Consider the following 20,338-nt stretch of genomic DNA (forward strand, 5'->3'; position numbering starts at 1 on the left):
TCATTCGCCGGAGGCTTGATGAACACGCCCCATGGAGATGTGGGGCGGGAGCGCGATGCTCGAGGTGCCCACTGCGCTCGGGGCACGCCCCGACCAGCACCATCGCCTCCAGGATGGGCACATAGTCCATCGGGTCGAACACCATCCCGATGTGGGGGTGGGGATTTGGCACTGGCGGCACCCCACCCGGCGGCTGGATGAGGTGGATGTCGATTCCCAGCAGCGGATCGAAGTGCTTGGCTGCTGGCCTCATGGTGGCCCCCCAGGCTCACGCTCGCTCTACATCTTTGCACAGCCGCAGCCCGTTTCCCATGTATTTCATGGGTGAGGTGGGGGGCAGGCCGCGTTGGAACCGCTGCGGGCCTACGTGCGGAAGGGCCCGGTCACCTCGAAGGTGATACCGCCACCGTTGGTTCCGGTGGTGCCGCGCTGGGAGCTGAAATACAGCCGCTTGCCGTCCGGGCTGAACGCGGGGCCGGTGATCTCCGAGCTGTTGTGGCCGACGAGCTGGAGCAGCGGCGCGACGATCCGCTCCGGGGTGATGATGCAGATCTGCAAGTCGCCCCCGTCCTCGGCCACGAAGATGTCGCCCGAGGAGGACACGGTGACGTTGTCCACGCCGGTGAGGGGCGAGTTTGGATAGAGGTTGTCGTCGTAGATGATCTCCAGCCGCGAGGAGGCCGGGGTGTAGGCCCAGACGCGGTTGTCGCCCTTGGTGGTGAAGTAGACGGTGCCGCGGTCGTACCAGCAGCCCTCGCCGCCGTTGAAGACGGTGGTGCGCGAGGCATTGGACTGCTGCGAGGCGGGCTTGCTGGCGGACACGGGCTCCCACGTCACGGTGGCGCCGGTCAGCGGATCCCCCGAGACGCGAGCGGCCTCGAGCGTGCCCGCGGCGAGCGAGGGATAGGCGGACGGGGTGAAGCGGTAGAAGCGGCCGCTGGTGCTGTCCTCGGTGAGGTAGAGCCGGTAGTCATCCGAGTCCACCGCGACGGCCTCGTGGGAGAAGGTGCCGAGCGCGGGGCGCACCACGCCCTGCGAGGCCTTCGTGGGATCGCACTCCCAGACACGGCCGCCGGAGTACTCCTCGCAGGACAACCAGGTGCCCCAGGGAGTGGGGCCGCCGGCGCAGTTGGAGGTGGTGTTGGAGAGGATGCTGTAGGCGCCGGTGATGGCGCCGCCCCCGTCGAACCGGACGGCCGAGACACCGCCAGTGCCCAGGGTCTTCTCGGAGTTGGAGGTGTAGATCCACCCGCCGCCCGACACGGGGAAGCAGGCGCCACCGTCCGGCGCCCCGTGCCAGGTGTAGCCGGTGTTGGCCACCTTGGCGCCGGAGCGCGCGATGATGCGCGAGGAGAAGCCCGCGGGCAGCCGCACGCCATTGGCATCGGCGGAGCCGGACAGGGCGCCGTAGGGACTGGTGCCGGGTTTGGCGGGGGCGGCATAGGCCTGGCGCCAGAAGGACGGACCCAGGGCGAGCGCCGTTCCGCCAACGGCGGAGAGCTGCAGGAAGTTGCGACGGTTGAGTGTCATGTGAGCCTCCGGTGCGAAGAGCGCGCGCACCTTCACACGCGTTCACGGGAGGCTCGGGTCAACTCTCCGTCAGCAACGGCTGACGGACGTGTCACGGGCGTCAGTTCGCCGGGGGCGGCGGTGCGCTGTGGTCGCAGTGCAACAGCGATGGCGGATCGAAGCAGGTGAGTTGATCATTGTCGAGCCGGCACACGCCCGTGGGCGTGCTGGCGCACCGCACCTCCGTGCGCGTGGACTTGCAGTCATAGCCACAGCTCACCGCCTCGGACGCGGTGAGGCAGCGGGGTTCGGGGGTGTCGGCGCCCTGTTCGTGGATGACGCTCTCCGGCGGATCCCAGCAGACGAGGCGCTCGAAATGGGTGGTGCATACGCCATAGGGCGTGCTGTTGCAGGCCACTTCGCCATGGGCCACCCGGCAGTTGTAGCCGCAGGCCACCTTGCCCCGGATTTCCTTGCACTCGGGTTTCGGGTTCGAACGGGGTGGGTGGGCGATGGCGACCCGGGGCGGATCCCAGCAATGGATGTTGCCCGCCAACAGCTGACACACCCCATAGGGCGTCCTGGCACAGGCGGTGTGCGATCCATTGGACTTACACTGATATCCGCACACGGTCCGCCCCTGCGAGGACAGGCATTGGGGAGGAGGGGGCCGCGGCGGGGGCGGCGTGGGCTGGGACTCCACGGGGGCGGATGCCAACCAGACGATGGCGAGCAGGGAGAGCATGGTGCGCCGCCGACGGAAACGCTGGCGCTTTATTCAACCTCCCGATGTCGAGGCGCCCGGATGGCTGAGCTGACGGAACAGCTCCGCGTGCTCGGGATGGCGGGCCGCCAGCTCCTCGCCGCGGGGCATCTCCCAGTCCGCGAAGTCGAAGCCCGGGGCCACCGTGCAGCCGCACAGCGTGTACTCCCCTCGGGGCAGGGCCGCCTGGAGCACCCCGGCCGGGACGAGCACCTGCGGCCTCTCCCCACGCGCGACATCCCGGCCCAGCGTCACCGTCTCCAGCCGGCCCTGGGCTTCATCGAGCAGGTACATCGTCAGCGCGTGCCCGTCGTAGAAGTGCCACAGCTCGGCCGAACTCACCCGGTGCCAGGCGGCGAACGTGCCGCGTGGCAGCAGGTAGTAGATGGCCGTGCCCACCGAGCGCGTGCCTCGCGGTGTCTCCACCGTCACCGCCGAGCGCCACGTCTCCCGGAAGAAGCCTCCCTCCGGGTGGGGCGCGAGTCCCAGGGTCCTCACCAGTTCGTCGACCATGGGGCGACTGTAGGCCACCCGGCGCCTCCTGGTGCATGGGGCCGCGGTGGTCTCGTCAACCCGTGAGCGCTGGATGATTGGGTCTTTTCCTGGATTCCAGGAGGCGCATACTTCGCGCTCCCCATTCCCACGGCATCCTCCTGGCCGTCCCTGTCGGGGCGAACTCACCCCCGGAGCTCGTGCACCAGCCAGTCTCGCACGCGCGTGAAGAGGGGCTCGGCGGCCTCGTTGAGCACATGCCCGGCTCCCGGAATGAACTCCAGCTCCTTGTGTCCTCGCGCCCGCTCGTGGATGGACTGTGAGCAGCGTGGCGGGAGCACCGTGTCCGAGGTGCCGTGCACGAGCAGCAGCGAGCGCGGATGCAGCTCCGGCACCGGCTCCGTCCCGTAGCTCTGCGACGCGAGCCCCACCACCGTCTTCACCCAGGCAGAGCGCACCCCGGCCCGGATCATCACCGCCCCACCGAACGAGTGTCCCACCAGGGCGATCCGCTCCATCCCGCGCTCCACCAGGAAGTCCACCCCCGCGAGCACGTCCTGCACCGACTCCGCCAACCCGGTCGAGTGGCGATACCTCAAGCGCAGCGTGGACATGCCGTGCTTCAGCAACTCCTCGCCCAGCCGTGGGTACAGCCGGAGGGCCGGCGTATCGAAGCCTCCGCCCACGCCTCCCGCCAGCAAGACCCCCGCCTTCGCTCCGGGGGAGTCGTACAACAACACGTCCACCGGCCCTTGCTTCGTCGGCAGCGTGAAGGGCCGTGGTTCCAGACTCGCCTGGCCCCCTGGCGTCTCGATGTCCGGCATCTTCGTGTGCTCTCCTTCCCATGCCCGGGTCCAGGGTGGGCATGCGCGGACAGGGTCCGCATCTTCTCTCCATGGAGGAAGTCCCCTTGATGACCCACGCCCGCCAGGCCTTTTGGTTCCACCTCTTCCTGTTCAACGCGCTCCTGCTGAGCGTCTCCACTGGCTGTGAGCGCCGCCAGCTCGAGCCGGCCCTCCCTCCACCCCCCGCCGTGAGCCAGGCGCCCACCCCGGCACCGAACGCCCCCCGGCCCGTACAGCAGGGGGCCCAGCCAGCCGCGCCCCTTCCGCAAGAGGAGCAGGCCACGGGCGGCTCCGGGCAATGGGTCTCCGTCGCGGACCTCGTGGAGGCCGTGAAGGGCGCCGTGGTCAACGTGGACGTCCAGGTCCGGGCGCCTGGGGGGGGGGCTCATGGGGATCTGCTCGAGCGCTTCTTCGGCATGCCCGGTGTCCCCGAGGATGGCGGACCCATGCCGCGCGAGCGCATCCAGCAGGGGGAGGGCTCGGGCTTCCTCATCGACCCGAACGGGCTCGTCCTCACCAACAACCACGTGGTGGACAACGCCTTTTCCATCCGCGTGCGGCTCGACGATGGCCGCGAGTACGAGGCGAAGGTGCTCGGGAGGGATCCCCTCACCGACCTGGCGTTGATCAAGCTCCAGGGCAACGTGAAGGATCTGCCCTTCGTCCGGCTCGGCGACTCGGACAAGGTGCGCGTGGGCGATCCCGTGGTGGCCATCGGCAATCCGTTCGGGCTCACCTCCAGCGTCAGCTCCGGCATCCTCTCGGCCCGGGCGCGTGACATCCAGGCGGGCCCCTACGACAACTTCCTGCAGACGGACGCCGCCATCAATCCGGGCAACTCGGGGGGGCCGCTCTTCAACGCCCGGGGCGAGGTCATCGGCATCAACACCGCCATCGTCGGTGGGGGCGCCGGCATTGGCTTCGCCGTGCCCTCCAACATGGCCCAGATGCTGCTGCCCCAACTCCAGAAGGGGAAGATCCGCCGCGGCTGGCTGGGCGTGTCGGTGCAGGATCTGACGCACGAGCTGGCCCAGGCCCTGAAGGTGCCGCAGGACAAGGGCGCCATCGTCACCGACGTGCAGGAGAACACGCCCTCGTCCAGGGCCGGCCTCCAGCAGGACGACGTCATCACCGCCGTGAATGGCGAGCCCGTGGAATCCGCGCATGCCCTCACGCGCGACATCGGCTTCCGCCCGCCGGAGGAGACCGTGAAGCTCACCGTCTACCGCGTGGGTCAGCCGCGCGAGGTACGGGTGAAGCTCGCCGAGCGGCCGGACCTCGAGGGCTCCACCACCGAGCCCCCCGGGGACGAGCGCGAGGAGTCCGGCCGCAAGCTGGGCCTTCGCCTGCAGGACGTGGATCCGCGGCTCGTGCCGGGCGCGACGCGGGGCGCGCTGGTCATCGAGGTGGAGCCCGGCTCGCCCGCGGAGCGTGCCGGACTCCAGCCGGGCATGGTCATCGTCGAGGCCGGAGGCCGGCCGGTGAACACCCCACGGGAGTTCGCCCAGGTGGTGCGCGGACAATCCCCGGGCTCGGTGCTGCTCTTGCGCATCCAACTGGGCGAGAGCCGGTTGCTGCGTGCCCTGACGATTCCCGAGGCGCGGTGATCGGCCGCGGGGGGGTCGGCCTCACGGCACGGCGAAGACCAGGTCGTCGCGGTCGTCGTACCCCCCGCTGCTGCAAACCCGAGCGGCGCTGGTGGCGCCGTTGGGACCAGCGTGGCGGAAGTTGGCGCGAATGGCCTGCACGCCGCCCACGGGCAGGGTGTACGTGGCGGAGAGGGTGGTGACGCCGGTGCGGCTCGGGCTGTACGTGCCGATGAGCTGCCACGAGGGGCTCGTGGCGCTCGCCGAGTAGTACAGGTCCAACTTGTCCTCCGTGGTGGAGTAGGCGTACACGGTCGCCTCGATCTTCACCGTCTTGCCCGGGAAGAGGATCTTCCCATCCAGGGTGCTCACCTGGAGCCGGTCGAGTGACTCATCCGCGTGGTAGGTGCCCGAGGTGCCATCCGCGCAGCCCTTGAGGAGGGTGTTGGGCTGGTTCAGCTCGGGGCCCACACCCCCGCGGCCGTCGAGCAGCGTGCCCGAGTCGCAGCCCGAGCCCACCTGCGAGCAGGCCGGCGCCCAGTACGTCGCATCGAAGGCGGCGGTCTGGAGCGTCCCGGGCTCGACACCGACCGGCGGTGGGGTGTTGCCCTCGGTGGCGCCCTTGGCCAGCTCGGCCATGAACGAGGCGCCCAGCTTCGCGAACTTCACCGAGTTCTCCGCCGTGTCTCCCATGTACGCCAGGGTGTCCCGCTCGCCGTGGATGTTCGGATTCATCGTGCTCAGCGACGCCTCGAAGGGCATCACGGCCGGGTAGCCCGCGAGGGTCCACGAGGCATGGTCCGAGCAGCCATAGCCGCACATGATGTTGGCGACGGTGCGCTCCGGCTGATACGTGGCGATGAGGTTGCGCAGCTGCGTGTTGAGGGTCGCGTTCGTCCTGTCCAGCACGAGGCCGAAGTCGAAGGTGTTGCCCTGGTAGTTGGTCATGTCCAACTGCAACACGCCCACCACGTTCACCCCGTTGGCCTTGAACGCGTTGGCGATGGCCTTGGAGCCGAGCAGTCCCGCCTCCTCGCCCGCGTATGCCATGAACTTCACCGTGCGCGCCGGCTTGTAGCCCTCGAGCACCGCCACGCGCAGCACCTCGGTGATGGAGGCCACGCCCGACGCGTCGTCATCCGCGCCCGGCGCCGTGCCCGTCTTGGCGTTGCTCAGGTTGATGGAGTCCAGGTGGCCACCGAGCACCACCACCTCGTCGGGTAGCGTGGTGCCCGGGAGGGTGGCGATGACGGAGGACTGCTGGAAGGGGTGCGCGAAGAGCTCCACCGTGATGTCCGGGCGCCCGGCGGTGAGCTTCTTCCACTCGTTCGCGAGCCAGGTGGACGCGTCCGCGCCGTTCTGCACGTTGTAGTAGCGGTTGGTCCAGTTGCTGGACAGCGCTTGGATGGTGCCGCGCAGTTCCGACTCCCGCACCTCGTCCATCAGCGCCGTCACCGAGGGGGCGTTGTTGAGGGTGTAGTAGAGGAGCGAGGCCATGGGCTGGGGCGCGTTGTCGGCCTGCACCGCGGCGAAGGCCTCGCCCTGGGTGTCATGGGCGATGAAGCCCGCGCACCGGTGGAGCTCGTCGTGCATCGCCAGCGCCAGTTGCTCCACCAGCGACTCGCGCACGCGCAGCACCGCCACGCCGCCCTTCTGGAACGTGGGCGCCGCCAGCGTCAGGCCCCTGGCCTGGAAGGCTCCGCGTACCGGCTCCAGCGCGTCCGTGCCGAGGGTGATCCACACTTCCTTCTCTCTCGGGGCCTCCGCCCACGCGGGCGTGGCACACGCGAGCCATACGACGACGGAACCCCACCTGCTCATCTTCATAGGAATCTCCTCGGGAGAAGTCGCAGGATACGTGCTGGCTCCGCGTTGCTTCGATCCCCGATTTCTTCCCCGTGAAGGGGACTGGAACGTGGCAGCAGGCTTTTCAGGAGTGCACTTCCTTCACTGCCAGGGGGTCGCGCGCCTCGAGGGACCGGAGTACACAGGGGCCATGCACCTTCCCTCCCTTCGTGTCCTCGCCGTCCTCTCCGTCACTGCCCTCCTGTCCGCCTGTAGCGACGAGATCAGCTCCGATGAGCAGGCCCGCCGCGCGTACCTCGGGTTGGACAAGTCCATCGAGAAGTCCCTCCAGCTCGGCTTCGCCGGCTTCAACGCCGCCTCGAGCGCCAACATCCCGCCCCAGTCGACCACCGGAGACGCCGCGGGCACCCTGGGCATCACCGGACAGGTGGATCAGGGCTCGTCGGCGAACAAGGGGATGCGGCTGCGTGTCGGGATGACGGGCTACACCGACGGCGAGGTCACCGTCTCCGAGGAGGAGGAGCCGGTGAACATCACCTACCAGACGACCACCGACACGGCGGCTCAGCCGGCGCTGGACCTCTCGCTGCGCAACATCCCCAACGGCACCTTCACGGGCACGCTCGTGGGCAGCTTCCAGATGGCCGGAGACATCGAGGGCGAGGTCTCGCTGAACCTGTCCATGTCCGGGCAGATCGAGGACGATGGAACCGGCAAGGTGCGCCGCAAGGCCGGCAGCACCACGGTCACGGGAACCGCGAAGTCCTCCAACGGCGGCGAGTTCCAGGTGAACGTCACCCTGTAAGGCTTGTCACCGGGCCGAGGGGTGGTGGGCTTCGGTCCTTCTTCTGGTGGGTCCGGGACGCGCGCCGTGCCCGGAACTCAGCCCACGGAGGGCTCCACGGTGCTTCGGGGCGCCAGACGCATGGGCTGTGCCCGTCCGTAGGTGAGCGAGCGCCACAGCCACTCGGCCGGGCCGAAGCGGAAGCGTGACAACCACCACTGGCTCAAGGGCACCTGGAGCGCGAAGAGGGTGAGCGCGAGCGCCACGCAGCGCGACGGTGGCATCTGACCGATGAGGCCCAGTCCCCAGCCGTCATAGATGCACAGGCTCACCACGGTCTGCAGCAGGTAGTGGGTGAGCGCCATGCGGCCCACCGGTGCGAGCACCTCCCGCACCTTCCACCAATGCTCGCGCTGGAAGAGCAGGGCGAAGGCGGCCACGTACACCGCGGCCAGACCCAGGAAGCCCAGCTCCTGGAGGGTGGGCAGGGCGAACATCCAGTGGTCCTTCGCCGGATCCAGGTGCCCCGCGAGGCGCAGGCGCTGCACCACCAGCCAGGCGCCGTTGCCCAACACGCCCACCGCGCCTCCCCAGAGGAGCAACCGGCGGTGCGATGCGCGGTGGCGCTCCACGTCCTGGAGCAACAGGTGTCGCCCCGCGAGCAGGCCCAGCAGGAAGCGGCCCAGGGTGACGCTCATCCAGAGCAGCCGTTTGAGTTGGGGAAGGATGAAGACGGCGTATTGAGCGTTCGCCGCCTGGGCCATCTGGAAGGAGCCGCTGGAGAGGCCCTCCAGGAAGCGTGTCCGCGCCTGGGCCTCTTGCGCTTCGCTGGCCTTCGCCGCCTCGGCCGCCGCCTGGGCGCCGTCCATCAGGAGGGGCACGAAGTGCTGGAGGGCGGAGACGAGCAGCGGCACCCCTCCGATCAGCACCAGCACCCAGGTGAGCACCGTCCGATCCGAGCTCCGGCGGAAGAGCAGCAGCGCGAAGCCCACCAGGGCGTAGGAGGAGAGCACGTCGCCCACCCAGAGCGCGAACAGGTGCGTCACACCGATGCCCAGCAGCACCAGCAGCCGCCGCGAGTACAGGGGGACGATGGGGACGCCCCGGGCCTCGGCGCGCGTGAGCTGGATGGAGAAGCCCAGCCCGAAGAGGAAGGAGAAGAGGACGACGAACTTCTGGTTGACGAAGAAGTAGTAGAGCGCGGTGACGACGGCCTCGAGCGGAGGCGCCGACAGCGCCTGGGTCTGCTCGCGTGTCAGGAGGGCACGGCCGCTGAACCAGGAGAAGCTGTTGGAGACGAAGACGCCGCACAGCGCGAAGCCGCGCAACACGTCCAGGAGGAGCACTCGCTCGGAGGCGTCCACCGGATGGGCGGAGGCTGCGGAGAGCGACGCGGGGGGAGTGGGCTCGGACATGCGCCCAACAGATGTTCGAGGACCTCTCCCGTCAACCGGACCCTCCCTGTCGTACGAGGTGGCGACCGTCTACCAGACGATGGCCCTGTCGTTGCAGTACGCGAGGATCATGCAAAGCTCTTCCCTCATGGTCACCCGTCGCCCTCCCGAGTCCGAGTCCACCGAACCCAACGACCCGTCCGTCGAGGCGGCCTTCCAGGCGGCTCCCGAGGAGATGGTGGCGGAGATCCTGGAGGGCGTGCTGCACCTCGGCCCGCGCCCGGCCCGTCCTCATGCCAACGTGGCGTCGAACCTGGGTGGCATCCTCATCGCGCCCTTCAAGTTCGGCAGGAGGGGGCCGGGGGGATGGGTCATCCTCTCCGAGCCGGAGCTGCACCTCGGTCCGCGCCCGGACAAGCTCGTGCCGGACCTGGCGGGCTGGCGACGCGAGCGACTGCCGCGTGCCGTCGGCGGAGACGATGCGCCGGCGCACTACGACCTGGCGCCGGATTGGGCGTGCGAGATTCTCTCTGACCGCACGCGCAGCCGGGACAAGGGCCCGAAGATGCGCATCTACGCCCGGGAAGGAGTGAAGCACCTGTGGCTGGTGGAGCCGCTGGCCCGCACGCTGGATATCTACCGGCTGACGGAGGGCCAGTGGGTGCTCGCTCAGACCTTCGCGGGAGAAGAGCGGGTGAGGGTCGAGCCGTTCGAGGCCATCGAGTTCGAGCTACCGCTCCTCTGGTCCGAGTAAGGCGCTGCCCTCCGTCAATTCGGGGTGACCGCAGATTTCCTGCATCATTTTCCGCCTTGTTGGCTCCTTCAATTCGAGTGGACCCGACCTTCCTGGCCATCCCAGGGGGGTTCATCGCCCGTCCATCGATGGGCGTGTCGTCCATTCCACCATCACCCGAGGAGACAACAGCTCATCATGATCACCGTGCATCGATTTCGTGGTCTCGCGACCCTGGGCCTCCTGGTCGGCGTTTCGGCCTGCCAGGGAACGGAAGAACACGCGAAGAGCAATGGCGCCGAGCCGGACGCAGCCCTTGGCGTCGAGATTTCCGATCTCCGGGTCGTGGGCGTCGACCAGGGCAATGTGCCCACGTTCGCGAATGGGAACTTCGGCCAGATCCGGCTGGGCGGGGAGAAGAGGACCGAGGAGGCCGAAGTCAGCGCGCTGCGCCCCTCCCTCCAGGCGGTGAGCAAGGTGTTCCGCGCGGACCCCGCGGAGCTCTCCTTCCAGCGGGTCGTCACGGACGGCATCGGCGAGCGGCACTTCGTCTATGCGCAGCGCAAGAATGGCCGCGAGGTCGTGGGCGGCGCGCTCGTCCTCCACACGAGGAATGACGCCGTCTACGCGGTTCACGGCAACGCTCGCGCCGATCTCGACGCGCCGCGAGACGCGCGGCTCAGCCCCGAGGACGCCATCGCCGTGGCCAGGCAGGACTCCGCGCGGCTCGACCGGGTCGAGGTCGAGGCGCAGCCGCGGATGGCCTACTGGCCGGCGGGTGAAAAGCTGGACCTCGTGTACCGGGTGAATGTGACGGGGCAGGGCAAGGACGGGATGGTGGATGATGACGTCATCATCAACGCCGTGAGCGGGTCGGTCGTGCTGCGGCTGTCGAACATCCACACGATCAAGAGCCGGTGGGTGTACGACGCCAACCACGCCACCTCCTCCGCGGGCCTCCCGGGAACCCTCGTCCGGTCGGAGGGAGGCGCGGCGGTCGCGGACGCCGCGGTCAACACCAACTATGACCTGCTCGGGACGACCTACGACTGCTACAAGACCCTCTTCAACCGCGACTCCTACGACGGCGCGGGGTCCAAGCTCGTCAGCTCGGTCCACTACGGAACCAACTACGCCAACGCGGGGTGGCTCAGCTCGAAGAATCAGATGGTGTACGGGGACGGCGACGGCGTGACGTTCGGCAACATGGTCAACGCGCTGGACGTGACGGCGCATGAGGTGACTCATGGGCTCACGGCCTCCACGTCCAACCTGCTCTACTTCGCCGAGCCGGGTGCCCTGAACGAGTCGATGTCCGACATCATGGGCAGTGTGTGCGAGTGGTACCGGAACGGCCGGGTGGTGAACGCCAACACCTGGAAGTGCGCGGAGGAAATCTATACTCCCTACACGTCCGGCGATGCCCTCCGCTACATGAACGACCCCAAGCTCGATGGCCAGTCGTTGGACTACTTCGACCAGACCTTCAGCCCGTTCACCGACGTCCACCTGAGCTCGGGCATCCCCAACCTGGCGTTCTATCTGCTGTCCCAGGGCGGCCAGCACCCACGGGGTCGCTCCTCCATCGTGGTGCGCGGGATCGGCATCGCCAAGGCGGCCCAGATCTTCCACCGGGCCAACACGGTGCTGCTGCTCGGTAAGACCATGGCCAACTTCGCCGACGCGAAGTTCGCCACGGAGCAGGCCGCCGCGCAGCTCGGGTACAGCACGGCCGACATCGCCTCCGTGACCGCCGCCTGGCTGGCCGTGGGCGTGGGGACGAACATCCTCGTCGCCGGCCAGAGCCTCTCCCAGGGACAGGGGATCGTGTCGAACGACCGCCGGTTCTCGCTCGTCCTGCAGGGCGACGGGAACCTGGTCCTCTATGACGCGACGAGCGCCCTGTGGTCGGCGAATATCGGGGGCAAGGGAGGGCTGTCGGCCCACATGCAGTCCGACGGCAACTTCGTGGTCTACCGCACGACCGGCGCGACGACTGGCGCGGATGTCTGGTCGACCCTGACCTACGGGCACCCGGGCGCCTATCTGGTCCTCCAGAACGACGGCAATCTCGTCATCTATGAAGGCGGCACCGCGATCTGGAACACGGGGACCTGGGGTCACTGAAGCCAGAATCCCTGTCACGTTGGACCCCTGCCCGCCGCGCTCCTGGCTCCAGGCCAGGAGGCGGCGGGCAGTCTGCTTTCGGAGACCACCGGAGGAGGCCCCCGCCCGACGACCGCGAGGGCGCTCCAGTTCACTCAGAACAAGCGGGGGAAGAGCGCGGAGACGGAACCGCCGCCGGTGCCGGTGATGCCCTCCACCTGGCCGGCGATGGGCAACGTCTTCGACATGCCGAAGAAGTTGTGGCCCAGGTACAGGTAGCCGGGGCCCACGCCAAAGCCCTCCTTGCCCGCCAGGAAGCCCCCCGCGTCATGCAGCACGCCGTGGGCCTTCACCCCCGGAATCCACCCGGTGGTCACCTCCAGCACCTGCGTCATCCACCCGTCTCCCGGTCCCACCAGGCCTCCGCTCGGGTTGAGCGCGATGGCCTCTCCCGCCGACAGCGCCCCCTTCGTCATCCGCTCAATCGCCTCCCCGTACTGGCGCTGCCAGGACTTCCAGCTGTCCGGGTTGTTGATGAGCGACTGGCTCTCCTTCGAGAGATTGCTCAGCTTGCCTTCCTTCTGCGCCAGGATGGTGGCCCTGTCCTGGTCCGTCAGCTTGTCTCTCATCCGGTCCGCTCCCTTGCGGATGTTCTCGTCCATGTGTTGGAACTCGTGGAACAGACTCTGCGCCGTGTACGCCATCCCCAGGGCCTGTTTGAGCTGCGGGTCCAACGGGCTGATGGGGGAGGTGAGCGCCGACATGGAGCCTCCCACCCAGGCGGCCTGTGACGTGAGCTTGTCGCCGAGGAAGCCCGCGCCGAAGGTGTAGGCGGACGAGGCGCCCAGGAGGACGCCACCAATGCTCATCAGCATGGGATCCTTGAGGACGTAGCCGGCCGTCATGGTGGCGGCCCCCACCACGGACATGACGAAGGCGGTGCCGGCGAAGCCGGTGGCCATGCCAACGCTGGCGGCGGTGGCGATGGCGGCCACCACGGGCACGTGGCCGGTGGGGTCCGTGTTGGAGATGGGGTTGTTGTAGACGTAGGCGTAGCGGTTGAGCGCCTGCGGGTTGCCCGAGGACGGCACCAGCGCGTCCGGCGAGATGAAGCGGCCCAGCATGGGTTCGTAGTAGCGGGCGTTCATGTAGACGAGGCCCGTCTCGTCTCTCTCGTGACCGCCGTAGCCCCGGCTGTTGTCGACGGAGGCGCTGGAGGCCAGTGGGGTTCCGAAGGCCGAGTAGTCGTAGCTGGCCACCTTCTGTCCGGACGCGTTGGTGAGCGCACGCACCGAGCCCAGGTGGTCCTGGTGGAACCAGGAGGCCCCGGAGGTGTCTCGTTTGGCCACCAGCAACGGGCCCGCGTAGTAGTACTTGGTGAGGCCGGTGGGCCTCAGCTCCAGCAGGGGACCGAAGTAGAGCGTGCTGTCCGAAGGGGAGTTCTTGAGTACGCGCTGGCCGTTGGCGTCATAAAGGAAGGTGGTGGTGCCGCTGAACGTGGTGACTCGGGCCAGCCGGTTGTCCGCGTCCCATTCCAGCGTGCGTCCGCCTCCGGACACCATGTTGCCGTTGGCATCGTAGGAGAAGGCCGTGGCGCCCGCGGTCGTGACGGCGTGGCGGTGTTTGGTATCGCCGTAGGCATAGCTGCCGAGCTGGTAGCTCCAGGTGAGGTTGCCCAGCGCGTCGTAGGTGAAGGACTGCGGCTGCTTGCCCGTGACGTTGGTGAGCCGGTTGAGGGCGTCATAGGTATAGCCCAGGTTGGACAAGGGGTTGGTGGACGAGGACGTGGACGTCACCCGCCCGCCCGCGTCGTAGCCGTAGCTGGCCTGGTACAGCGTGCCCGAGGGGCCCGTGACGGAGGAGTCCGTCATCCACTGCCGCGCGTCCGCGTAGTTGAAGCGCGCCGTGGTCCCGTTGGCGTAGGCCGCGGACAGCAACTGTCCCCGGCCGTTGTAGGTGAAGGCGTTGACGTAGCCGCTCACGCTGCCGAGCCGTCCGGCGGCATCATAGCCATACGTCACCGTCTCGCCGTCCGGGTAGCGCACCGAGGCCAGGCGCCCCGCCGTGTCGTAACCCTGGTAGGTGGTGTAGCAGGTGCTGACCACGCACTTCGTCACGGCCAGCACCCGTCCGGCGCTGTCGTAGGCACGCGACTCACTGCCCGAGGTGTCCACCACGCTCGTCAGCATCCCCTTGCCCGCGCCATGCCCCGCCTCGTCATACGACCAGCGCACCTGCTTTCCGTCCGCCAGCGTCTTGGTGAGCCGTCTGCCCAGCGCGTCGTAGGTGAAGCGGGTCACCTGGCCCTTCGCATCCTGGTGCGTGAGGATGTGGCCCGCGTCGTCGTACGTGAAGCTGCTGCACCCCGTGTCCGGGTCGCACCCCGCCAGCTTGCGCCCCAGGGAGTCCCACGTCACCGTGGTGGGGTTCCCCGCCGCGTCCGTCACCCGCACCAGGTTGCCCAGCAGATCATACGCATACGTCGTGTATTGGTACGCGCTGCCGTTCTTCTCCCGCACCTGCGTCGTCTGGCCGTAGGCGTCCGTCCACGTCACCTTCTCCCGGCTCAGCTCGTCGTAGCTGATGACGTACCCGTTGGCATACGCCCGCTGGCCACTCGTCCCGTCCGGGTTGGTGATGGTGCGCAGCCTCCCCAGCCCGTCGAAGGAGAACACCTGGTACTGCGGCGTCTCTCCCGGCCCGTACACCGAGGACTTCTTCCACACCCGCGAGGAGCCGTCGTTGTAGAGCGTCTCCTGGACGAAGCCCCCCTCCTTCACCGTCTTGTATTGCCGGCCCAGCCCGTCCTCGTACACCTCCATCCACAGCCCATCCGCCGTCCCGTCCGACACCGTCCGGCGGATGCGCTGGGCCGACGGGTTGCCCCAATCCAGGTATGCGAACGTCTCCGTGCTCCCGTCCGGCAGCACCGTCCGCACCGGCCTGCCCAGCGCATCGTGCGTGGACAGCGTGGTGTTCCCGTTCATGTCCGTCTCGGACGCCACCAGGTCCAACCCGCTCTCCCACGCCTTCGTCGAGCACTGCCCCAGCGCGTTGCAGCGCTTCGTCTCGTGCACGTGGTAGGTGGGGTCGTACTCCACGGTGCGGGTGTAGCCCCGCTCGTCCGTCTCGCTGACGAGGTTGCCCCACGCGTCGTAGTCGAAGCTCCGGTTGACATAGCCGCCCGTCTGGTTGTTCCAGGCGCGCTGGCGCGTCACCAGCCCGCGGATGGGCGACGTCGTGTACGTGCCGGTGCCGTCGTACTCGTTCAGCGTCTGCTTCAGCAGCGTGCCGCCCGTTCCGATTCCCGCGTAGATGTTCTCGTACGCCGGCAGGCCCACGATGTACGCCCCCGTGCTGACGAAGAACCCTCTCAGCGAGGTGCGCTCGTCCCCGGAGACGTCGTAGTCCCCGTACTCGTAGGTGCGGATGCCGTTGCCGAACTGGTCATAGCCAATCTGCAACAGCGTCCTGCGGCATGAGGCGGAGAGGTTGCACTCGTACTCCCAGCGATCCGTCATCAGCGAGGTGAAGGGCGCCGAGGCGCTCTCCGTGTACCCGAAGGTGGAGTACTTGTAGATGTCGCCCGAGGCATTGCGGTAGTAGGTGACCTCGGGCTTGCTGATGCACCCCACGTGCTGGTGGTAGTACGTCTCCGTGTAGTTGCCCGCCGAGTCCAGCACCGACGTCACCTTGCGGAAGCCCAGGAATCTCCGCTCGCTGCTGGACCACAGGCCGCCCTGGTACTGGTAGCGGGTGGTGGAGGCGTTGCCGCGGCCATCCTCCTGCGTGACGGCCGAGGTCGTCTGGAGGATGAGGCCCTCGGGGAGGAAGGTGTTGGACCAGGCGCTCGAGGGGCTGTACTGCACGCGGGTCGTCCCGCCCAGGCCGTTGCGCAGCGCGCTCAGCAGGTCCGGTATGGGGCCACTGGAGAGGCGCGTCTTCCAGCTATTCCACTGCGGCCGGGTGAAGGCGAGGTCCGTCTTGCCATCGCCGTTGAAGTCCCCAGCGGTGACGTAGTTGTAGGCATCCTGCACCAGGGAGTCCGTATCCGTGCCCCAGAGGGTGCTGGTGAAGCCATTGCCCGTGGACAGGCGAGCCCTCCAGGCATTCCAGCGGGGGCGGGTGTAGGCGATGTCCGTCCTGCCATCGCCGTTGAAGTCCCCGGTGACCACGCGGTTGTCGCTATCGAGCCCCAGCCCGTCCGTATCCGTGCCCCAGTTGGCGCTGGTGAGGCCATTGCCCGTGGACAGGCACACCTTCCAGGCATTCCAACCCGGGCGGGTGTAGGCGATGTCCGTCTTGCCATCGCCGTTGAAGTCCCCGGTGACCACTCGGCTGTAGGCATCGGTCGCCAGGTAGTCCGTGGCCGTGCCCCAGAGGGTGCTGGTGAAGCCATTGCCCGTGGACAGGCGCACCTTCCAGGCATTCCAACCCGGGCGGGTGTAGGCGATGTCCGTCCTGCCATCGCCGTTGAAGTCCCCGGTGACCACATGGTTGTAGGCATCGAACGCCAGCTGGTCCGCATCCGTGCCCCAGTTGGCGCTGGTGAAGCCATTGCCCGTGGACAGGCACACCTTCCAGGCATTCCAACCCGGGCGGGTGTAGGCGATGTCCGTCTTGCCATCGCCGTTGAAGTCCCCGGTGACCACATGGCTGTAGGCATCGGTCGACAGGTAGTCCGTGGCCGTGCCCCAGAGGGTGCTGGTGAAGCCATTGCCCGTGGACAGGCGCACCTTCCAGCCATTCCAACCCGGGCGGGTGAAGGCGAGGTCCGTCTTGCCATCCCCGTTGAAGTCCCCGGTGACGACATGGTTGTAGGCATCCAACCCCAGCATGTCCGCATCCGTGCCCCAGAGGGTGCTGGTGAAGCCATTGCCCGTGGACAGGCGCACCCTCCAGGCATTCCAACCCGGGCGGGTGTGGGCGAGGTCCGCCTTGCCATCCCCGTTGAAGTCCCCGGTGACGAGGTGGTTGTTGGCATCGAACACCAGCCCGTCCGTATCCGTGCCCCAGGTGGCGGAGGTGAGGGCGCTCGGGCTGGTCTGGTACTCGAGCGTCATGGCGGGCAGGGCCGAGCCGCCCGTCACGGTGCCAGCGCCATCCAGCGTGGCGTCACTGCCGAACTGCTGCACGCGCTGCAGCAGCGAGCGCCCGGAACTGGCGCTCGCGGTGTACGTCAGCTGGTAGGCCCGGACGCGGCGGCCACTCGTCGTCACGTCCACCGTCTTGAGCCGGTAGCGGGTGACGCCCAGCGCGCTGACGCCCATGGCATAGGTGACCGGATCCGGCCGCGCCTCGCGGTACAGCTTCACGAGCGTGCCGTTGTAGCTGACGTTGTCCGGGTAGCACTCCTGTGCCGGGCTGCCGTCACACCACCAGCCATGGTTGACGGTGTTGCCGGACGTGTCCGTCACGCTGCTCACCCCCCAGCGGTAGGTGCCCAGCGAGGTGCCTGCCTGGTACGCCGCGAAGAGCGGCACGTAGGCCAGGCGGGCGCCATCCTTGCGCCATACCGTCCAGGTGTTGGCCGCGGCGTCATATTTGATGCGCTGATAGCTCTCGAGGCGGGTGGCGTGGGTGCCGCCCGTGGTGCAGCTCGGGCTGGAGCTGCCCGCGGGACACGGGACCAGGTCCTGCCCGTCCAGCAGGAAGAGATCGCCTCCGTTATAAGCCGGCGTTCCCTTGGTGGAACTGGCCCGTCCGATGGTGGAGAAGCCCTCCAGGCCCCAGCCGACCCCCGCGGCGCCGCTCCCACCCGCCGAGCTATAGACGAGCCGGAGCGAGGGCTCCAGTCCGTGGAAGGCGGGGACGGAGATTGGCGCCGCGGAGGAGAACGCTCCGTAATACGTGTCCACTGACGCCGATGGGTTTGGGGGCGCATCCGCCAGCACCGGTCCGCCCACGAGCCCGGCCAATAGCGCGAGCGAGCAGGGAACCGTCACAGCAAGAAGACGTTTCTTCACGACACCTCCTGGTGTTTGGGTTGCATTTGAGTTGACGCGGAAATCCTCATGGAACCGGGTTCACTTGCAGGGGTTTTCAAGATAAAGAATTCCCCTGAGAGGACTTTGATAAAGAATTCCCCGTGGGGGACCTCGGGCCTCGTGCGAGGAGGGGTCCTCCGCGTTCCAGGAGATGATGACGTGATGAAGAAGCGCGTTCTTCTGGTGGTCGCCACCCTGCTCGTGCTGGCCACCGCATGGGTGGTGGCGGAGCTCCAGGAGCCACCGAGGCCCTCCTCCGAGCCCACCCCTCCGCTCACCGACGTGGCCGGCCCCGCGCCCGCGGTGTCCGTGTCCCCCCGGGAAGAGCCCCTCCGGAGACTGGCGGAGCAACCCGCGCGGCCTGGTCCGTCCCCGGAGACGCCCACGCCGACCCCGGTGCCCGAGGCTCCTCCCGCCCGGGTGGTGCCGCCCTCGCTCATGCGCGATCCGGCCCACCCGCCCCAGGGGACGAAGCCGCTGGCCCTGCCCTCCACACCCTCGCCGCCCGATCCCTCCATTCCGCCCCCCATCCAGGTGGACCCGGAGCGTGGGCGCCGTCCCCAGGTGGAAGAAGGCCAGACACCATGAGCAGGAAGAAGACAGCGGCCTCGCGGCGCCGCGAGCCACTCGAGGCGGACTTCGCGGAGCAGACCTCGCACGTCACGGTCCAGCCCGAGGACGGGCAGGCCCGCGCGCGCGGGCGCACGCTCGTCCTCCAGGCCCTGCTCTCCGCCGCGCTCCTCGCACTGGCGGCGCCGCCCATGGACCTGTGGCCTCTGGCGCTGGTGGCGCTGGTGCCTCTGCTGTGGGGGCTGCGCGACGCCACTCCGGTGCAGGCCCTGGCGCCCGCCTGGCTGTGCGGCTTCGTCATCAACCTCGTCGGCTTCCGCTGGGGCTACGCGCTGCTCGACCGTTTCGGCCACCTGCCGGCGTGGGCCCGCGTGCTGGCGCTGCTGGTGCTCGCCGCCTACCAGGCCAGCGTCTTCTCCCTCTGGGCGGGGCTGGGCAACCTCCTCACGCGCTCCGCCCGCGTGCCCTGGCTCGTCGCGCTGCCGCTGGCGGTGGCGGTGGCGGAGGGCGTGCTGCCCTTCCTCTTTCCCTGGAACCTCGCTGTCACCGTGTGGCGGGCGTGGCCGCTGCTGCAGGTGGCCGAGCTCGGTGGCGCGCCCGCGGTGTCCGCGCTGGTGGTGCTCATCAACCTCACCCTCCTGGAGGCGGGGTTGGCCTTCCGGCGCGGGCGTCCCCTGCCTCGTCCGGTACGGGTGGCGTGCGGGGTGGTGCTCGCGGTGGTGGCCGCCGGGCTGCTGCGGGCCACGCACGTGGCGCAGGCGCGCCAGGCGGCCCCCAAGGTGCGGGTGGGCATCGTCCAACCCAACTCCGGCACCATCACCGCCGAGGATCGCAAGCACCGGGGCGAGCAGTACCTGGCCCCCCTGCGCCAGGCCACCCTCGAGCTGGCGCATGGCGGCGCCGAGCTGGTGGTGTGGCCCGAGTCCGCCTTCCCCTTCCTCTTCGATCGGCAGCTCACCCGCGAGTACGCGCCCGGGCACCCCTGGGAGCTGCGGCCCGGCTTCTCCGGGACGCTCCTCTTCGGCGCGCTCAGCCACACCTTTGGTGGCGCGCGCGTGCACAACAGCGCCGTCCTGGTCTCGCCGGACGGCCGCATCACCGGGCTGTCCGACAAGCGCCGACTCTTCCCGTTCGGGGAATACGTCCCCTTCGCGGCTCGCTTCCCCGAGTGGGCGCGGCGGGTGCGGGCGCGGCTGCCGGACTCGCCCGACATCGAGCCGGGTACCCAGGCACGCCTGCTGGTGAGTGGCTCCCTGCGGATCGCCCCCCTCCTTTGTTATGAGGACATCCTCCCCGGCGCCGTCCATCCGCTGGTCCGCCAGGGGCCCAACCTCCTCGTCACCCTGGCCAATCATGCCTGGTTCGGGGATGGAGACGCGCCGTACCAGGCGCTCGCCCTGGCCACGCTGCGTGGTGTGGAGGCCCGGCGGGATCTGGTGCGCGCGACGAGCACCGGCATCAGCTCCGTGGGGGACGCGCTCGGGCGGGTGCAGGCGCGCACGTCCCTCACGCGGGAACCCGGAGCCCCCGAGGTGTTGGTGGGCGAGGTGGCCCTGGTGGAGCTCTTCGCGCTCGGGCCCTACCTGGCGCCAGCCTTTCCCTTCGCGTGTGCACTGGCACTGGTGGTGCTGGCGCTCCTCGGGCGCCGGGCACACTCCCGCGCGGACCGGGTCTAGGCGCGCGAGAGCGGCCCGGTGGCGCCCCGGGGCTTCGCTCCATCCCTTGCGGCAGCCTCCCGGCACGCTGAACCCCCTCGAGAGGGC

Annotated in this window: 13 protein-coding genes; 6 read left to right on the plus strand and 7 right to left on the minus strand. The window is 68.7% G+C overall.

Annotation, left to right across the window (positions count from 1 at the left end; genetic code table 11):
• Nucleotides 1-363: 363 nt before the first annotated feature.
• The 4 genes from CYFUS_RS12710 to CYFUS_RS12725 all read right to left on the minus strand — a co-directional run bounded on the left by CYFUS_RS12710 (nucleotide 364) and on the right by CYFUS_RS12725 (nucleotide 3,588).
• The gene (locus CYFUS_RS12710) at nucleotides 364-1,530 is read right to left on the minus strand and encodes an alkaline phosphatase PhoX (protein ID WP_095991973.1); all 1,167 of its coding nucleotides are present in this window, start codon (nucleotides 1,528-1,530) and stop codon (nucleotides 364-366) included.
• Between the two features lie 100 nt (nucleotides 1,531-1,630).
• Nucleotides 1,631-2,254 (minus strand): hypothetical protein, encoded by a 624-nt coding sequence (locus tag CYFUS_RS12715; protein WP_095985455.1) that lies wholly within the window; start codon nucleotides 2,252-2,254, stop codon nucleotides 1,631-1,633.
• 33 nt (nucleotides 2,255-2,287) lie between these two features.
• The gene (locus CYFUS_RS12720; protein WP_232537528.1) at nucleotides 2,288-2,803 is read right to left on the minus strand and encodes a cupin domain-containing protein; all 516 of its coding nucleotides are present in this window, start codon (nucleotides 2,801-2,803) and stop codon (nucleotides 2,288-2,290) included.
• Nucleotides 2,804-2,949: 146 nt separating this feature from the next.
• The gene (locus CYFUS_RS12725; RefSeq protein ID WP_095985457.1) at nucleotides 2,950-3,588 is read right to left on the minus strand and encodes an alpha/beta hydrolase; all 639 of its coding nucleotides are present in this window, start codon (nucleotides 3,586-3,588) and stop codon (nucleotides 2,950-2,952) included.
• Between the two features lie 89 nt (nucleotides 3,589-3,677).
• Between CYFUS_RS12725 and CYFUS_RS12730 the strand changes: the two genes are divergently transcribed.
• On the plus strand, nucleotides 3,678-5,216 hold the full coding sequence (locus CYFUS_RS12730; protein ID WP_095985458.1) for a Do family serine endopeptidase: 1,539 nt from the start codon (nucleotides 3,678-3,680) through the stop codon (nucleotides 5,214-5,216).
• 21 nt (nucleotides 5,217-5,237) lie between these two features.
• Here CYFUS_RS12730 and CYFUS_RS12735 read toward each other — a convergent pair whose 3' ends face one another.
• Nucleotides 5,238-7,016, minus strand: a complete 1,779-nt coding sequence (locus CYFUS_RS12735; RefSeq protein ID WP_232537529.1) for a M20/M25/M40 family metallo-hydrolase — start codon at nucleotides 7,014-7,016, stop codon at nucleotides 5,238-5,240.
• 175 nt (nucleotides 7,017-7,191) lie between these two features.
• Here CYFUS_RS12735 and CYFUS_RS12740 point away from each other — a divergent pair, with 175 nt between their 5' ends.
• The gene (locus tag CYFUS_RS12740; RefSeq protein ID WP_095985460.1) at nucleotides 7,192-7,806 is read left to right on the plus strand and encodes a hypothetical protein; all 615 of its coding nucleotides are present in this window, start codon (nucleotides 7,192-7,194) and stop codon (nucleotides 7,804-7,806) included.
• Nucleotides 7,807-7,883: 77 nt separating this feature from the next.
• Here the strand turns inward: CYFUS_RS12740 and CYFUS_RS12745 are convergent, their stop codons facing one another.
• Nucleotides 7,884-9,200: a DUF418 domain-containing protein gene (locus CYFUS_RS12745; RefSeq protein WP_095985461.1), complete on the minus strand. Its 1,317-nt coding sequence runs from the start codon at nucleotides 9,198-9,200 to the stop codon at nucleotides 7,884-7,886.
• 127 nt (nucleotides 9,201-9,327) lie between these two features.
• Between CYFUS_RS12745 and CYFUS_RS12750 the strand changes: the two genes are divergently transcribed.
• Both CYFUS_RS12750 and CYFUS_RS12755 read left to right on the plus strand, forming a co-directional pair.
• Nucleotides 9,328-9,933, plus strand: a complete 606-nt coding sequence (locus tag CYFUS_RS12750) for a Uma2 family endonuclease (RefSeq protein ID WP_095991974.1) — start codon at nucleotides 9,328-9,330, stop codon at nucleotides 9,931-9,933.
• Nucleotides 9,934-10,110: 177 nt separating this feature from the next.
• Entirely contained in the window at nucleotides 10,111-12,039 is a 1,929-nt protein-coding gene (locus CYFUS_RS12755) for a M4 family metallopeptidase (RefSeq protein WP_095985462.1), read from the plus strand.
• 134 nt (nucleotides 12,040-12,173) lie between these two features.
• Here CYFUS_RS12755 and CYFUS_RS12760 read toward each other — a convergent pair whose 3' ends face one another.
• Entirely contained in the window at nucleotides 12,174-17,984 is a 5,811-nt protein-coding gene (locus CYFUS_RS12760) for an FG-GAP-like repeat-containing protein (RefSeq protein WP_095985463.1), read from the minus strand.
• A 183-nt stretch (nucleotides 17,985-18,167) separates the two neighbouring features.
• Here CYFUS_RS12760 and CYFUS_RS50545 point away from each other — a divergent pair, with 183 nt between their 5' ends.
• Nucleotides 18,168-18,593 carry a hypothetical protein gene (locus tag CYFUS_RS50545; RefSeq protein ID WP_157758406.1) on the plus strand — a complete coding sequence of 142 codons (426 nt, stop codon included), beginning with the start codon at nucleotides 18,168-18,170 and terminating at the stop codon, nucleotides 18,591-18,593.
• Nucleotides 18,590-20,251 (plus strand): apolipoprotein N-acyltransferase, encoded by a 1,662-nt coding sequence (gene lnt / locus CYFUS_RS12765; RefSeq protein ID WP_157758407.1) that lies wholly within the window; start codon nucleotides 18,590-18,592, stop codon nucleotides 20,249-20,251. Before CYFUS_RS50545 ends, lnt begins: the two co-directional genes overlap by 4 nt.
• Nucleotides 20,252-20,338: the final 87 nt, after the last annotated feature.

It is taken from the genome of Cystobacter fuscus (assembly GCF_002305875.1).
In the GTDB taxonomy this organism is placed as follows: domain Bacteria; phylum Myxococcota; class Myxococcia; order Myxococcales; family Myxococcaceae; genus Cystobacter; species Cystobacter fuscus_A.

Excerpts from the sequence above, each read along its gene's own strand:
- CYFUS_RS12710 (WP_095991973.1), bottom strand. The coding sequence starts at position 1,530 with ATGACACTCAACCGTCGCAACTTCCTGCAGCTCTCCGCCGTTGGCGGA.
- CYFUS_RS12715 (WP_095985455.1), bottom strand. The coding sequence starts at position 2,254 with ATGCTCTCCCTGCTCGCCATCGTCTGGTTGGCATCCGCCCCCGTGGAG.
- CYFUS_RS12725 (WP_095985457.1), bottom strand. The coding sequence starts at position 3,588 with ATGCCGGACATCGAGACGCCAGGGGGCCAGGCGAGTCTGGAACCACGG.
- CYFUS_RS12730 (WP_095985458.1), top strand. The coding sequence starts at position 3,678 with ATGACCCACGCCCGCCAGGCCTTTTGGTTCCACCTCTTCCTGTTCAAC.
- CYFUS_RS12735 (WP_232537529.1), bottom strand. The coding sequence starts at position 7,016 with ATGAGCAGGTGGGGTTCCGTCGTCGTATGGCTCGCGTGTGCCACGCCC.
- CYFUS_RS12740 (WP_095985460.1), top strand. The coding sequence starts at position 7,192 with ATGCACCTTCCCTCCCTTCGTGTCCTCGCCGTCCTCTCCGTCACTGCC.
- CYFUS_RS12745 (WP_095985461.1), bottom strand. The coding sequence starts at position 9,200 with ATGTCCGAGCCCACTCCCCCCGCGTCGCTCTCCGCAGCCTCCGCCCAT.
- CYFUS_RS12750 (WP_095991974.1), top strand. The coding sequence starts at position 9,328 with ATGGTCACCCGTCGCCCTCCCGAGTCCGAGTCCACCGAACCCAACGAC.
- CYFUS_RS12755 (WP_095985462.1), top strand. The coding sequence starts at position 10,111 with ATGATCACCGTGCATCGATTTCGTGGTCTCGCGACCCTGGGCCTCCTG.
- CYFUS_RS50545 (WP_157758406.1), top strand. The coding sequence starts at position 18,168 with ATGAAGAAGCGCGTTCTTCTGGTGGTCGCCACCCTGCTCGTGCTGGCC.
- lnt (WP_157758407.1), top strand. The coding sequence starts at position 18,590 with ATGAGCAGGAAGAAGACAGCGGCCTCGCGGCGCCGCGAGCCACTCGAG.